General features: G+C 46.0%; 13 protein-coding genes. 9 read left to right on the top strand and 4 right to left on the bottom strand.

Features of this window, described 5'->3' with window-relative positions; all coding sequences use genetic code 11:
- Position 1 precedes the first annotated feature (1 nt).
- Genes nqrE through B2U97_RS02340 form a run of 5 tightly spaced genes read left to right on the top strand, consistent with a single transcriptional unit; the run spans position 2 to position 5,303 of the window.
- Entirely contained in the window at positions 2-610 is a 609-nt protein-coding gene (gene nqrE / locus B2U97_RS02360; RefSeq protein WP_011234297.1) for an NADH:ubiquinone reductase (Na(+)-transporting) subunit E, read from the top strand.
- A 36-nt stretch (positions 611-646) separates the two neighbouring features.
- Complete coding sequence (gene nqrF / locus B2U97_RS02355; RefSeq protein ID WP_011234296.1) at positions 647-1,873, top strand: NADH:ubiquinone reductase (Na(+)-transporting) subunit F; 1,227 nt, start codon at positions 647-649, stop codon at positions 1,871-1,873.
- A gap of 3 nt (positions 1,874-1,876) precedes the next feature.
- Positions 1,877-2,905, top strand: coding sequence for an FAD:protein FMN transferase (locus tag B2U97_RS02350; protein WP_011234295.1), 1,029 nt, complete (start codon positions 1,877-1,879; stop codon positions 2,903-2,905).
- 11 nt (positions 2,906-2,916) lie between these two features.
- The gene (gene nqrM, locus B2U97_RS02345) at positions 2,917-3,129 is read left to right on the top strand and encodes a (Na+)-NQR maturation NqrM (RefSeq protein WP_011234294.1); all 213 of its coding nucleotides are present in this window, start codon (positions 2,917-2,919) and stop codon (positions 3,127-3,129) included.
- 56 nt (positions 3,130-3,185) lie between these two features.
- Positions 3,186-5,303 carry an aminotransferase class V-fold PLP-dependent enzyme gene (locus B2U97_RS02340; RefSeq protein ID WP_153848952.1) on the top strand — a complete coding sequence of 706 codons (2,118 nt, stop codon included), beginning with the start codon at positions 3,186-3,188 and terminating at the stop codon, positions 5,301-5,303.
- A gap of 13 nt (positions 5,304-5,316) precedes the next feature.
- On the opposite strand, the gene B2U97_RS02335 is transcribed toward B2U97_RS02340, so the two are convergent.
- Positions 5,317-6,387: a WD40/YVTN/BNR-like repeat-containing protein gene (locus B2U97_RS02335; protein ID WP_114981575.1), complete on the bottom strand. Its 1,071-nt coding sequence runs from the start codon at positions 6,385-6,387 to the stop codon at positions 5,317-5,319.
- A gap of 81 nt (positions 6,388-6,468) precedes the next feature.
- The gene (locus B2U97_RS02330) at positions 6,469-7,221 is read right to left on the bottom strand and encodes a YciK family oxidoreductase (protein WP_272988226.1); all 753 of its coding nucleotides are present in this window, start codon (positions 7,219-7,221) and stop codon (positions 6,469-6,471) included.
- 185 nt (positions 7,222-7,406) lie between these two features.
- Here B2U97_RS02330 and B2U97_RS02325 point away from each other — a divergent pair, with 185 nt between their 5' ends.
- The 3 genes from B2U97_RS02325 (at position 7,407) to B2U97_RS02315 (ending at position 12,227) form a co-directional block, all read left to right on the top strand.
- On the top strand, positions 7,407-9,776 hold the full coding sequence (locus B2U97_RS02325) for a VolA/Pla-1 family phospholipase (RefSeq protein ID WP_286825107.1): 2,370 nt from the start codon (positions 7,407-7,409) through the stop codon (positions 9,774-9,776).
- Positions 9,777-9,848: 72 nt separating this feature from the next.
- Positions 9,849-10,847 carry a protease SohB gene (gene sohB, locus B2U97_RS02320; RefSeq protein WP_153848953.1) on the top strand — a complete coding sequence of 333 codons (999 nt, stop codon included), beginning with the start codon at positions 9,849-9,851 and terminating at the stop codon, positions 10,845-10,847.
- A gap of 96 nt (positions 10,848-10,943) precedes the next feature.
- On the top strand, positions 10,944-12,227 hold the full coding sequence (locus tag B2U97_RS02315) for a dicarboxylate/amino acid:cation symporter (protein ID WP_286825103.1): 1,284 nt from the start codon (positions 10,944-10,946) through the stop codon (positions 12,225-12,227).
- 44 nt (positions 12,228-12,271) lie between these two features.
- On the opposite strand, the gene miaE is transcribed toward B2U97_RS02315, so the two are convergent.
- A complete protein-coding gene (gene miaE, locus B2U97_RS02310; protein ID WP_286825100.1) occupies positions 12,272-13,054 on the bottom strand; it encodes a tRNA isopentenyl-2-thiomethyl-A-37 hydroxylase MiaE in 783 nt (260 codons plus the stop codon).
- A gap of 198 nt (positions 13,055-13,252) precedes the next feature.
- Here miaE and B2U97_RS02305 point away from each other — a divergent pair, with 198 nt between their 5' ends.
- Positions 13,253-13,852: a Yip1 family protein gene (locus B2U97_RS02305; RefSeq protein ID WP_153848955.1), complete on the top strand. Its 600-nt coding sequence runs from the start codon at positions 13,253-13,255 to the stop codon at positions 13,850-13,852.
- Between the two features lie 87 nt (positions 13,853-13,939).
- Here B2U97_RS02305 and B2U97_RS02300 read toward each other — a convergent pair whose 3' ends face one another.
- The gene (locus B2U97_RS02300; RefSeq protein WP_153848956.1) at positions 13,940-15,484 is read right to left on the bottom strand and encodes a M17 family metallopeptidase; all 1,545 of its coding nucleotides are present in this window, start codon (positions 15,482-15,484) and stop codon (positions 13,940-13,942) included.
- Positions 15,485-15,506 lie beyond the last annotated feature (22 nt).

The following is a 15,506-nucleotide window of genomic DNA, read 5'->3' as shown; positions in this document are numbered from 1 at the left end:
CATGGAAAACTATATCAACCTGTTCATCCGCGCGGTTTTCATTGAAAACCTGGCATTGTCCTTCTTCTTAGGTATGTGTACGTTTTTGGCTGTATCTAAGAAAGTAAAAACAGCATTTGGTCTGGGTGTCGCGGTTATTGTTGTATTGGGTATTTCGGTACCGGTTAACAACTTAATTTACCACAACATTCTGGCCCCAGGTGCTCTGGAATGGGCTGGCTTCCCGGATGCGGATCTAAGTTTCCTGAAGTTTCTGACCTTTATAGGTGTTATTGCCGCTATTGTGCAGATATTGGAAATGGCATTGGATAAATATGTACCTGCACTTTACAACGCACTGGGTATTTTCCTGCCACTCATTACCGTTAACTGCGCTATTTTTGGTGGCGTAGCTTTCATGGTCGAGCGTGATTACAATTTTGGCGAATCCGTTGTTTTCGGAATTGGTAGTGGTGTTGGCTGGGCTTTAGCTATTGTTGCTTTGGCTGCAGTGCGCGAAAAACTGAAATATGCAGATGTACCTGATGGCCTGCGTGGCTTAGGTATCACATTTATTTCAGTGGGTCTGATTGGTTTGGGCTTTATGTCGTTCTCCGGCGTATCCTTATAACCAGTGTGTTGAATCGGTAAAAAAAGGTACGAATCGATGCAAGAGATATATCTCGGTGTAGGGATGTTTACCATCATCGTACTGGTTTTGGTTGCGATTATTATGTTCGCAAAATCAAAGCTGGTACCTCAGGGTGATGTGGAAATCCTGATTAATGACGACGAAGACAAAAAAATCGTGACCCAGCCAGGCACTAAACTTCTGGGCGCGCTGGCTAATGCGGGTATTTTCGTCTCGTCAGCTTGTGGTGGTGGTGGTTCATGTGGCCAGTGTCGTGTCACAGTTAAAGAGGGTGGCGGTGACATATTGCCGACTGAACTTGACCACATTACTAAACGTGAAGCTCGTGAAGGCTGTCGTCTTTCCTGTCAGGTTAACGTTAAACAGGACATGGAAATTGAATTACCAGAAGAAGTTTTTGGTATTCGTAAGTGGGACTGTACGGTTAAGTCGAACGATAACGTAGCAACCTTCATTAAAGAGTTTATTGTTCAGTTACCGGAAGGCGAAGAAGTGCCTTTCCGCGCAGGTGGTTTCATTCAGATTGAAGCTCCACCGCATCACGTTAAATACAAAGACTTTGATATCTCCGAAGAATATCATGGAGATTGGGATCGTTTCGGTTTCTTTGATGTTGAGTCTAAAGTTGACGAAGAGGTTGTACGCGCTTATTCAATGGCTAACTATCCGGAAGAAAAAGGCATTATTATGCTGAACGTCCGTATAGCAACGCCGCCACCTAACGACTTAAGCTTGCCTGCAGGCAAAATGTCATCGTACATTTTCAGTCTGAAGCCAGGCGATAAAGTCACAATTTCAGGTCCATTTGGTGAATTCTTTGCCAAAGACACTGACGCTGAAATGGTCTTTATTGGTGGTGGTGCCGGTATGGCGCCAATGCGTTCTCATTTGTTTGATCAGATGCGTCGTATAAAAACGGATCGTAAAGTATCGTTCTGGTACGGTGCGCGCTCGAAAAAAGAAATGTTCTATGTTGAAGATTTCGACATGCTGGCCGAAGAGAACGAGAACTTTGACTGGCACGTGGCATTATCTGATCCACAACCGGAAGATAATTGGGAAGGCGATACTGGCTTTATTCACAACGTTCTTTATGAGCGTTATCTTAAAGACCACGACGCACCAGAAGATTGTGAGTTCTACATGTGTGGACCACCGGTTATGAACGCGGCAGTTATCAACTTGTTGAAAGACTTAGGCGTTGAAGACGAAAATATCATGTTGGATGACTTTGGTGGTTAATTCATGATGCTATCGAAATTGTCGATTGCTAAAATTTGGCTAGCCCTTCTGGGGCTGGCCTTTTTAGTTTCTTGTTCTGATTCACCTGAGAAAATATCCTTTAGCGGTAAGACTATGGGAACCACCTATAGTGTCACTGTCTACTCTAAGGATCCCAGACACAACAAAGAAGAGATTCAGAAGAAAGTTGATATAGTGCTCAAAAGAGTTAATGCACAAATGTCGACTTATGATCCAGAGTCTGAACTCTCCCAGTTTAATCAGTTTAAAAGTACCCAACCTATGGTTATTAGCCGCGACCTTGAACGGGTAGTTAATCGTGGTCTCGAAATTGCTGAGGAAACGGAAGGTGCTCTGGATATAACCGTTGGTCCCCTGGTGAATCTTTGGGGCTTTGGTCCTCAGGCTAGGCCAGAAAAAGAACCGTCTGAAGAAGAGTTGAATGCGGTTCGTGAAAAAACGGGCTATCAGAAACTACGCGTAGAAAATCATCAGTTGATTAAAGACAACCCGGAGCTATACGTCGACCTGTCGACTATTGCCAAAGGCTATGGCGTCGACAGAGTTGCTCATTTATTAGATCAATTGCGGATAAAGCAGTACCTGGTGGAAATTGGCGGTGAGGTTATTGCAAAAGGCGGCAAACCGGATGAAGCATTATGGCGCCTGGCTATAGAAAAACCGGTTTCAACGGAACGTGCGGTGCAACGTGTTGTCCAATTTAAAGACGGCGCTTTGGCGACATCGGGTGATTACCGGAACTATTATGAAGAAGATGGTAAACGATATTCGCATATTATTGATCCGGTAACTGGTGCTCCAGTGCAGCATAACTTGGTTTCTACTTCAGTTTATGCTGAGGACACAATGTCTGCCGACGCTTATGCAACTGCATTATTTGTAATGGGAACGGAGAAAGCAAAGTCCTTCGCAAAAAAACACAATATGGCAGTTATGCTCATTTATAAAACCGATGACGGTTTTGAAGAGTATATGAGTGAAGCATTTAAGCCGTTGTTGGCTGAGCAGTAGTAGGAGTTTTAATGCAAACCTTTATAATGGTATTCGCCTTATTCATCATCGTTGTGCTGGCAATGGCCGTTGGCTATATTGTACAGCGCAAGACAATTTCCGGCAGCTGTGGTGGTATCGGCGCTCTGGGTATGGAAAAAGCCTGTGACTGTGATGAACCATGCGATAAGCGAAAAGATAGAATGAGAAAGGAACAAACCTGGAAAGAAAACCAGATTCATTGACCCTTTTAGTCATAAAGGTTATAAACATATAACTTTTAGTTAATTTGGAGGGTGGCATGAAACCAATAGATATTCAGACAAACGCAAACGAACTTTATCTGGATTGTAATGCTACCACTCCGGTACTTCCCGAAATTATCCAAGCTGTTTCGCATACGATGGAAACAGTTTTTGGTAACCCTTCAAGTAGCCATATTACGGGCTTAAAAGCTCGTTATATTCTGGATACCACGCGTCAGTTAGCTCGTAAAATTGTTGGTTTGCCTTCAGGGCGGCTTATTTTTACCAGTGGCGCGACAGAAGGCATTCAGACGGCCGTGGTTTCTGCAATTAATGCAGCTATGCAGGTTGCTCCCGATAAGCGAAAAAAATACCTGCTGTATGGTGCCACGGAACACAAAGCCGTGCCCCAAGCTTTAGCTCACTGGAATCAGTTACTTGGACTGGAGGCAGAGCTTGTTGCCATTCCGGTTGATAAACAAGGCCTGTTGGATAACCAGTTTATTGCTGAGCATGTCAAAGATGCTGCCATGATATGCACTATGGCTGTTAACAACGAAACCGGTGTTATTCAGAACTTAAAACAACTGGAAAAGACAATACGTCAGCATAGCCCGGATGTACCCTGGATGGTTGACTGCGTTCAGGTACTAGGGAAAAAAGCTCTTAATTTAGATGAAACAACCATTGATTACGCTCCGTTTAGTGGCCATAAGCTTTATGGCCCCAAAGGTATCGGGTTTATGGCGGTTCGGGATTCAGCACCTTATACCCCTTTAATTATTGGTGGAGGGCAGGAGTCAGGCCTGCGTTCCGGAACCGAAAACTTACCCGGAATAGCAGCATTAAATGCGTTATTTGAATTGATGCTGGATGGCAGTAACCGTCGCTTTCATAGTGAAGCTAAATTACAGGATTATCGATCTCAGTTGGTTGGAGCCCTGCGGTCAGCTTTCCCTTCTATTGTATTTAATCATGATTTTGAGCTGTCGGTTCCTACGACGCTGAACTTCTCCGTAGAAGGAGTTGCCTCGCGCGATATTATGGATGTTTTTGACGCCTGTCAGATAAGAGTGAGTTCAGGCTCTGCATGCAGTTCTAAGGTAACAAAAAGCTTTGTTTTAGACGCTATGGGGCTGGAAGAGTGGCGCAGCGGTTCCGCTATTCGATTATCTTTTGGTCCGGCAACGCGACAAGAGGAAATTACTGAGGCTTGTGTACGTATAAAACAAGCTGCTGACGCATTAAGAAATTCCTGTCTAATTGTTGCGGACACGAATAACGATAACGACGCTCAGTTAGATGGTGTTGTGCAACTGAAGTACGATGATCATTGCTGTTACCTGGTGATAGATAAGCAAGCTAAAGAAATAGCCGTTATCGATCCTCATCCGGCTTTGGCTGGCAGAATTGAAAATATTGTCAGCTGCCAGCACTATCGAGTGAAAGCTGTGGTATCGACATCAGCTGATTCAATTACCAGCCAGTCCATCGAGTTGTTATTGCCAATACTTATGCCTGACCAGTCTATAGACGAGTATGATGTATTTGGCTGGCCGCATTCTGCGGCCGATTCGTGCGACGCGGTTCCGGTTGAGTGCGAAGGCAGCGTCATTGGCTGTGTGAGTATTGGTGAGCGGCGTTTATTTCGAGTCGGTAGCCGTAATCCGGTCTATGTATTAAGTGAATCAGCCACACTGAAAAGTCGGGTTGCGTCAGACTTTTTATTTACGGGGGCTGAGGCAGCATCAAGCGCTTATGAGTGTTTTATCGGAGAGAATACGCTTATTTGCCCGGGACAGGATTCGGAGCACCATATCGTTTACACTCCTTGTGAATTAAACGGCGACTGTCGTGTTGATGATGGCGTTAATATTCCGGTCGGAGATACTGACGAATTCTGGCATCGCGATGATTTGTTAATTGTTGATGTGCGAGAGCGGCAGGAGCACGTGTTGTCCGATATTCCCTGTAATGCAGAGGTGGTTAATGTACCATTGACTGAAGTCATTCAGTTTATACACAGTAACTCACACTTGCGAGAACGCGATATTATTTGCTTATGTCGCTCGGGCAACAGAAGCCAGGTTGTCGCTAACGTGCTTAAGCGGCACGGATTTAATAGCCGTCACTTATTAGGTGGGCTGGCTTTATTAAGTTCTCCAGCCGCTTAATGTACGTGAACTGTTAGAGCTTAGGGCGCTGTTGCGGCGCCTGCCATTGCAAACGGCCAACGTAGCCATCTTTACCAACCAGCCAGCAACTGATATCCCCATGACACTGAATATTCCAGATGTTGGCATCAGAGAGCTTAAACCATTTCTTAGTTTGTAGGTTAAGTGCCGCCGCGCCCTGGGGGTTAGACGTTAGTAACCAGGAACCGTTGTGATCGATAAGGCTCAAGCTATAAAGAGCGCCTTTAATTGGTGGCCCGGGCAAGGCTTCAAATTCGTTATTTTGATAATGCCATAAACGATTTTCATCGCCAGAAGCATCATTTAAGTCACCACCAGCAATATAAAAGGTTTTATCGTCAATAGGCCACACACTGGTAATGCCCGCCATAGGGCCTGCTTCCATTGGTGTTTCTACCACACGAAAGCGAATGCCAAACGAGCCTTTAATTAATACTCGAGCTTTATCAGCATTACCCGTTGCAATCATCCAGTTGTCGTTATTAAAGCGGGCACAGCTGCCACTTGAGGCGAAACCACCTTCATTAGATTGAGGCGGCTCGGCGACCGCGCTGCGAACTTGCATCCAGTTGCGACCATCGGCACTGCGTACCATCCGCCATTCATCTCCAACACTGTCGCCATGTACCCAGGCTTCGCCGCTAGGAGAAAGTGCCATGCAGTTGAAGAAGCTGTCCGCTTCGCCGCGATAACGCAGACGCCAACTGTTACCACCATTCTCAGTATAGTAAATACGTGACTGACCTCCTGTACCAACACTTAATGCATAGGCGCGGCGGTCATCAATAGCTTCAATATCGCGAAAATCCAGATCATTAGGTCCGGGTTGAAAATACTCCCAGCTTTTCCCTGAATCTGTGGTTCTGGCTACGGTTCCTTTCTCACCGGAGATCCAAATAGTATCGCGACTAACAGGACTTACCCCCACCCATTGTTGCTGGCGGACGTTATCAAAAATTTCGATTTCCGGAGGCTCAGCAACTGCTGACAAACTGAACAATGCGCTGAAAGGCAAAGCGAGCCTAAGTATATTAACGGCTCGCTGCTGTAGCTTCGATGTCATAGACGTAACCTAATTAATTATGCATGTTATTGAGTGTAACACGTTTCCTTTTTACCGATACGTCAGTTCGAAGCTGCCGGTTTACTGGGCGTCGAAACACAATCCATTATCAGAAATGCTGTCGTCACTCATCAGATACAAATAAGTCGGCATCAGATCTTTTGGTGTTTTAAGTGACTTCGCGTCTTCTGCCGGATACGCTTTTGCACGCATCGCTGTGCGGGTCGCGCCGGGGTTAATGACGTTGGTGCGTAATTTGGTATCTTCATACTCGTCGGCAATAACCTGAGCCATACCTTCTGTAGCAAATTTACTGACAGAATATGGTCCCCAGAATGCCCGGCCGTTTCTTCCTACGCCGGAAGACGTGAAAACTAAGGAGGCATTCGGAGACTTTTCCATTACCGGAATCAGTGCCTGAGTCATGGCAAACTGACCCGTTACGTTAACCTGCATAATGTCGTCCCAGCTGTCTTTCTCAATGTGCGTAAAAGGGGACAGAATGCCAAGCAACCCAGCGTTATGCAGTACGCCGTCAAGTTTACCGAACTGATCGGCAATGGTCGCTGCCATATCGCGGTAATGATTTTCTGTCGCGCCTTTAATATCTAGCGGAATAATTGCCGGTTGTGGGCTTCCCTGAGCGATAATTTCGTCATAGACCGACTCCAGCTTGCTGACCGTACGCCCCAGTAAAATAACTGTAGCACCATGTTCCGCGTAGCTCAGAGCGGCTTGACGACCAATTCCGTCGCCTGCACCAGTAACTAAAATAACCTTATTTTTCAATAATTCAGGGCTTGCCTGATAATCATGTACGGTTTTAATTTCCATAACAGTTTCTTAATACCATTGGACTGTGGTCGGGTGAGTGGGCTATTGTAACGATATTCGAGTAACTTCTCAGCAAACGAACGAAAAATCGGTAAAAAGCCTTTCATCTTATTTGATACAGGTGTATAAAAATCGTTAAGAGAAGACGTAAAATAACAAATCATAAAAAGAATTGAGGATACCTCATGAAGAAATTATTACTTCCGCTTGCAATTGGTTCTGCACTTAGCCTTGTAGGCTGTGGTAGCGGTGACGAAGCTCCTGTTACAGAAACTGAAGTTAGTGTTGCTGCGTCTCGCGTAGTTTTTGATCCGTCGAATGGTGCTTTACCTGTACCAACAAACATACTCTTAAGCGGATCAGTTGACGGTACGTTGAATTTGCCGGTTGAAGATGCGTCAGATATAGCAAACCCTCAGGTTGCTATCAATGGGCTTGATGGCTGGGGTACGCACTCAACCTTAACTTTTAATTTCTCATTACCAGTTGATGAAAACGGTGAGAAAGTCACTATTGAAGCTGCGAGCCTGGAAGCTCAGGGTTCAATACGGGTATTTGAAACGATTCAGGGCGGCAGCGCTGTTTCTGAGCAATGTGCCGCTGCAAATCCTGCGGCTGTATGTGCCGTAACAGGTGAGCTTGAACACAATACCGACTTTACGGTTAAAGCAACGGGTGAGGGCAGTGTTGCCGTTGTACCACTGCGTCCATTCAAACCTAAAACCGGTTACCTGGTGGTATTGACCGACAATATTCAAGACTCCCTCGGTCGCGATGTTAAACCATCACAAACCTATACATTAATGAAGCGTAATGCCGATGAGAAGCCTGTTTCAGGTGATGCAAGTGCAGTCTCTCTGCAGCGCCTGGTTAACAGTTATGAAGGTTCTTTAGAGCAGTTTGGCGTTGATCCTGAAGGCGTGATTTACAGCTCGAACTTTACTACACAGTCTGTGGGTGATGTTTTGGGCGCGACTAAAAGTTTACTAGGACAACGGGTTTCGGCTTCTAATCCACCAGTGCTTCAAGCCGTTTCTCAGGGGATTACTTTGAATACGGTTTTGTCCGGCGCAGGAATTACTGATCCGAACGTTCTGGCTGTAGCAAGTGCAGCAAAAGTTTATGGAGGGCAGGTAGACTTACCTTATTACTCGCCGTTACCTACTACAGAGAACCCAAATGCACCTTTGACAGGACGGTGGACGGCTCAATGTGATAGTCCGGCTGCTATACTAAATGCTTTGCAGGCTGGTGAAATTGATGCTGCAGCTGAGGGAATCAGTGCTGCAATGATTGATGATCCAAAATTGATGCTGCCGCCTAACGACTGCTTTGATATTGAAGGTGTTGATGAGGAACGCAATTTAACTCGATATAATCCTATTCCTGCAAATCAGGGCGATCAGACTATAGAAGCGTTTATTACCATTCCTGATTTGGCAACGGCAAATGGCGTGCGAGCTACAATGGGGCTTGATCCTTTAACCGCTCCGGCCAATGGTTGGCCTGTTATTATCTTCCAACACGGTATTACGGGCGAGAAAGAAAATGCTGCAGCAATAGCGGGGACTTTCGCAGTAGCCGGATTTGCGACTGTTGCCATCGACCATCCATTGCATGGCGGGCGTGCATTTGATGTCGACAATGACGGCACTGATGATATCGACGCATCCAGTGAAAGTGGCGTTACCGCTTATATGAACTTAAGCAGTTTATTAACGACACGAGATAACTTGCGTCAGTCTATTACTGACCTTATTGGGCTTCGTCTAAGTTTGAATTACTTTCAGGATGCGGGTGCTACAGAAGAACTAAACGGTCAGGATGTGCATTTTGTTGGACATTCTTTAGGCGCAATTGCCGGAACTGGTTTCACAGCCTTAGCTAATACGTCTTTCGGTGAAGACAGCCCGCTTGCGGCTCTTGATGGACAGTTTTCTGTTCAAGCCTCAAGTTTAGGTATGCCAGGTGGTAGCATAGCGAGTTTCCTATTGGCTTCTGACAGCTTCGGACCGACTATTAAAGCAACTTTACTCTATTCGTCTAACCCAGAGTTTAAAGCGGCGGCCGACCAGGCTATCGCTGGCGGCGCGACTCTTGAAGAATTCTACGCAGGATTTATGACACAAGCGTCAGAACAGCAAGTTGCGCAAATTAATGCAACTCTTGAACAGTTCGCTTTTGCGGCTCAGACCGTTATCGATTCAGGCGACCCTGTTAACTATGCAAGTAGCGTAGTCGCATCGGAAACACCTGTACTTATGATTGAAGCTGTAGGTGATGCAGTAATTCCAAACGCAGTTGAAAATAAACCTTTGGCAGGTACCGAACCTCTAGCCGGATTACTAGGTTTAGAGGGCATTTCTGAGACAACAACACCTGATGGCAATTCAGTGTCGGGCATCGTTCGTTTTGGCGGTGATGCAGAGCACGCTTCATTAGTTAGTTCAGAATCGTCTGCGGCGGTTACGGCTGAAATGCAGCAACAAATCGCATTTTGGTTTGCATCTGATATGATGCAAGTGACAATCAGCGACGCAGATTTGGTAGAATAATCTCAGGTTATTGAACACTTGGTATTCAAAGGCCGGCAGTTATGCTGGCCTTTTTCGTTTTAGGAGAGTGGTATGGATTTTGTTGCTGATATTGGAGGTTTTTTACTAAAAGCCGCTATTATTGTGGTGGCTGTTGGTTTTATTGTGGGCCTTATTGCTCAGGCGGCGCAGAAACAGAAAAAGAGTAAAGGTGACTTACAAGTCACGCATTTATCTAAAGAGCTGAATGAGCTGAGTGAACAATTGAAAATTGAGCTTATGGATAAAAAAGCTCAGAAAAAAGCACTGAAAGCGTTAAAGAAAAAGAAGGCTGTGCAGAATAAAGAGAAACGTCTTTTTGTTATTGATTTTAAAGGCAGCATGGATGCAAAAGAGGTCGACAGTTTACGCCATGAAGTTAACGCTATTCTAAACTTGGCCACCGAGAAAGACGAAGTACTGGTAAGACTGGAAAGCGGCGGTGGTGTGGTTAATGGTTATGGTCTGGCGGCGGCTCAGTTGCTGCGTTTAAGAGAGCATAACTTAACCGTTAATGTTGCTATAGATAAAGTGGCTGCAAGCGGCGGTTATATGATGGCCTGTGTTGGTCATAAGCTCATGGCGGCACCTTTTGCCTTTATCGGCTCAATAGGCGTGGTTGCGCAAATACCGAATTTTCATCGGCTTTTGAAAAAGCATAATGTCGATTTTGAGCAATTAACCGCGGGTGAATATAAGCGCACTTTGACTATCTTTGGTGAAAATACAGATGAAGGGCGTCGTAAGTTTAAACAGGATTTAGAGGCCATTCACCGTCAGTTTAAGTCTTTTGTTCAGGAAAATCGCAGTGAGCTAGATATAGACAAAGTCGCAACAGGCGAGGTCTGGTCAGGTCAGGAAGCAAAAGAGCTTGGCCTGATTGATGAAGTGACGACCAGTGACGCGTGGTTAATGAAACAGCATAAAGGTTTTGACGTATTAAAATTACAGTATGTTATCCGTAAACCGCTAAGTGAACGTTTTGCGAAAGGTATGTCTGTTATTATTCATACCTTAAAATCTTCCTTAACCCGGTCAGATGTCGCACAATAGAAGGTGTTCAGCGAGGCTTACAGTTTTATAGCTGCTTATTTAAAAGCTTTCTGCTAGGCTGTCGCAGTTTTTTAGAATGAATAATAAAGGACGCTTATGAGCGAAAAGAAAAAACTCAGTCTGACTAGCCGCATTGTTATCGGCATGGTCGCTGGGATCATTCTCGGTACCATTATTCGTTACGTTGCCGGTGATAATGCCTGGGTTTCTTTGTATTTAACCAATGGTCTTTTCGACGTTGTTGGTCAAATATTCATTACCTCTTTGAAAATGCTGGTTGTGCCATTGGTGTTTGTATCACTGGTGGTCGGAACCTGTTCCTTAAGTGACCCTAGTAAGCTTGGGCGCTTAGGCGGAAAAGCAGTGGGCATGTATATGGTCACCACGGCCATAGCAATTACTTTTGCAATTGGCTCGGCAATTCTGGTGCAACCGGGCTCGGGTATTGAGCGTGCTTCAGATGCCAGCTTTGAGCCCAGTGAAGCACCATCGGTCAGCGAAGTCATTGTTAATTTGTTTCCCGACAACCCCATTAACGCAATGGCTGAAGGCAATATGCTGCAAATTATTGTGTTTGCATTGCTGTTCGGTATTTCTATGGCCCTGGTTGGTAAACCGGGTGAACGTTTGAAAGGCTTTTTCGATGATTTGAATTCGGTCATCATGAAGTTGGTTGTTATTTTAATGAACCTGGCGCCTTATGGTGTATTTGCGTTAATGGCTAAGCTGTTTACGGAAATTGGCGTGGAAATGATAGGCAGTCTGGCCAAGTACTTCCTGCTTGTGCTGTTTGTGCTGCTCGCTCATGGTTTAATTGTTTACCCCATATTTATGCGCGTTCTGGCACGGGTTAAGCCGGGTATCTTTATGCGTAAGATGCGGGATGCTCAACTGTTTGGCTTTAGCACAGCAAGCAGTAATGCGACTATGCCTATCACGTTAGAAACCGTTACCCGTCGTTTAGGTGTTAGTAACAGTGTCGGTTCCTTCACTGTGCCGCTGGGCGCTACCATCAACATGGATGGTACGGCTATTATGCAAGGTGTTGCTACCGTCTTTATTGCGCAGGTTTATGGCCTGGACTTAGGCGTTGCTGAATACCTGATGGTGATTATGACTGCGACGCTCGCGTCTGTCGGTACAGCTGGCGTGCCCGGGGTTGGGCTTATCATGCTCGCCATGGTGCTGCAGCAAGTTGGTTTACCGGTTGAAGGTATTGGCCTTATTATCGGTGTGGATCGCTTGTTGGATATGACCCGAACCGCAGTTAACGTAACCGGTGACGCGATGGTCAGTTGTGTGGTTGCGCGCTCAGAAGGCGACTTTGATGAAGATGTTTATTATGACAACGACGCTGGCAAAAAGCTGGAAGAGCTCTAACGGCTGACGTTTTTCCGGTTATTACTTTGAGAGCCGGTGCACACTCAAGTGTGCACCGGTACTCCTGAGTGAAAACGTAGCTCAGTATCTTCAGACATAATCAATTCTGCTTCCCACTCTCTGAACTGATTAACCCGCTCGGTAATGTCCGTATCGCTTAGCTTCTGCGCTAACTCGAGGTAATCCTGATAATGGCGTGCTTCTGAACGTAACAGGGACACGTAAAAGCGAGCTATATCCTCATCCAGATAAGGAGCCAGTGCGGCAAAGCGCTCACAAGAGCGCGCTTCAATAAGAGCGCCTATAATTAACTTATCAATTAAGGCCTGCGGCTCGTATGTACGTACATGCCGGATCAGGCTGGCCGCATAACGCGATGCGCTGAGCTTATAAAGGGGCACATCACGCGCCTGCATTATTTCAAGAACCTGCTGGAAGTGATGTAGCTCTTCCCGAATTAAACGGGACATTTTATCAATAATTTCGTCGGCGTATGTTTGTGACTCTGCGGCTTGTAAAGCGTGAGACAGCTGCTTGCTTTGTTTAAGTTGTTGAAAATCTCCGATACCGCGATAAACCAGGTCTTCGTAAGGCTGCAGAGCGTCAAGCAGGGTTTGTCCGTGATCTTTATTAACGGCATAACGGCGCAGCAATAAGGCTGCACTTTGAGCCGCTTTTAGCTCACAGTGCAAATGATCCAGTAAGATGACGGGCAGATTCTCAGCCAGCGACGCTTGCTTAACCCACTCAGGAGGCGTTCGGCAAAGTAAAAACGAGTGTATTGGGTCGAGTAGATTTAGATAGGGTTCGACGAGACTATAGTTCACAGCGATCCTTCTTGGCGTAAAAGGTGTAATAAGAAATTAACAACTAACCCTTTGTCCTATAACAAAAGGCCTTGACAGAATACCGGTGGTGCTGAATATTAGATACATGGGGTGAATTTTTCAGCAGTACCCGCATCAAAAATTATAACGTATTTACGAATTTGGCGGTATGACCGCGAACTATGGGGAAGTGAAATTATGATACTGAATCATATTTGGGGTTTATACGCCCATCCAGCGCAAGAGTGGAAATCGATAGACAGCAAGCGTGAGAGCTTTCTTTATTCGTGTTCTCATATTTTACTGATAGCAATATTACCTTGTCTGGCAGCTTACTATGCTTCAGCTCATATTGGCTGGAGTGTCGGTGCACGTGAGTCCATTTATCTTACCCAAAGCAGCGGCGTTATGCTTGGCGTCGCAATGTATATTGGTATTTTGGGAGCCACATTTGCATTGGCTTACTTAATTTACTGGATGGCAAAAACTTTTGGGGCTGATCCCAGTTATACGAAGTCGCTTGAATTAGCAGCTTACGCGGCAACTCCGGTTATTATGTCTGGAATAGCGTCAGTTTATCCTGAATTGTGGTTTGTTGCGTCGGTTTTCCTTATTGGCGTGGCTTATTCGGTTTACCTGCTTTACTCAGGCCTGCCGGTTATTATGCACATTCCGGAAGAACGTGGCTTTCTGTACGCGAGCTCGGTAGTGACCGCAGGTCTTATTGCTATGGTTGTACTCATGGCAACAACCGCCATTTTATGGACCAATGGTTTTGGGCCAGATTTTATTTCTTAAGGTAAATGCTAAATAAAAAAATGCCCGGTTCTGTTTAACCAGAATCGGGCATTTTTTATTGTTTTCAATAAAGTGCTTTCGTAAAAGTTATTTCTTCAGGTAATGACCCGCCAGACAAGTAACCGGAGCTGCTGTTGGTTTGCCGTGTTGCCAGTCTCCGCCTTCCACACCGCTACCGGCAATATCAATATGGATATAACTTATTGGGTGCTCACTATCAATGCCATGATTGTCCAGGCCGGATACTCCGGTCAGAAATGCCATTGGGAACTGGTGTCCACGTGGCGTAGCAGCAGAAGGACCGTTGTTAGATGACAACAGGTCATCGCACAAGGTACGGCCTTTAACAAAGTCAAAGTCTTCACGACGTGACCAGGATATTTCTGTTGGGTCACCATAGGTTTCGCCTGCATTGAATAGAGCCTGAGCCAGATTTTGACGACGTGCATGGCCATTGGGTACCAGAGCGCTGTATGGACCTTTTGAAAGGGCTGCGTGGCCTGTCAGAGTTGCTACCGTATACAATTCGTGTTCGCCATCACTTTTCGCCGCCTCTTCGCGCAAATGCGACAACAAGTCGGCCATTATCAGACGGCCTTCGGCATCGGTATTACCAATGCGGACACGCTTGCCGCTGTGGCCGGTAATAATTTCATCGGCAACAAAAGCATCCGAACCAATGCTGTTACGTACCGCGCCTATCTCAGCAACCACATTAAGGTGTTCTGGCTGTAATTCCGAAACCGTTTTTAAGAAGCCGGCAACGCCTGCGGCACCACCTTTATCGCGGCTCATACCAGCCATATGACCACCGGTTTTTAAGTCAGCACCACCGGTATCATAAACAATACCTTTACCGGCAAACATGACCGTACGCTCCGGGTTATTGCCGTGATACTCAAGGCGAATAACACAAGGGCGGTGACGCTCCACAGCCATTGATGAGCGACCAACGGCTGCCAGCAAAGGGTACTCATGTTGGAGTTGTTGGTAGTCATCGATAACCGTGACCTTAACCGAAGTGTGCGCAAAAGCCTGGCGGCAATACTCAGCGAATTTAGGTGGTGCCATACGCTCAGGTTCGGTACCTGCAAGATCGCGAGCAACGCGTTTACCGGCTTCAACTGCCATAGCCCATTCAACGTCAAGCTCTCCAACTAAAATGACGTTCTGAGTCGGTTCAATGGCTTCTTCACCATGAGCTTCACGAGCTTCCAGTGGCTGGTAAAGTGCCTGACAAAAGCCAAGGTAAGCGGCTAAAAAGGCTTGTTGGTAACGTTCGTCATTTACGTTGACATTATTCAGTGCAATAACCGGGTGGCGTGCGCCGGCATCCTGTGCAACTTTTGCTGCAGCATGTGCCGCATCGAAAACTTGACGGACATCGTCAAAGTCGCGGTTTAACGACCCGGTAGGTGCCGCGACCAAACGCTGGCCCGGAACACCGTCTGCTTTTAACAGCAACGGCTGTTTTCCCACTCTTTGATCGGTAATTTGTGCCTGCTGGATAGTTTCAGCCAAAGCTGAGTCGTCAATAGAATCAAAATTTCCAATTAAGATAAGTGCGTCGGCACCATCTTTTGAGTATGCGTCAGCCAGTGAGCTGACGATTTGCAACTGTGCAAATGCCATAGGTAAAACCTCTTAATCAGTT

The organism is Idiomarina sp. UBA3176 (assembly GCF_002364295.1).
GTDB lineage: Bacteria > Pseudomonadota > Gammaproteobacteria > Enterobacterales > Alteromonadaceae > Idiomarina > Idiomarina loihiensis.
Note: the sequence above shows the minus strand (reverse complement) of the source record. Positions and strands in the feature narration are given on the sequence as shown.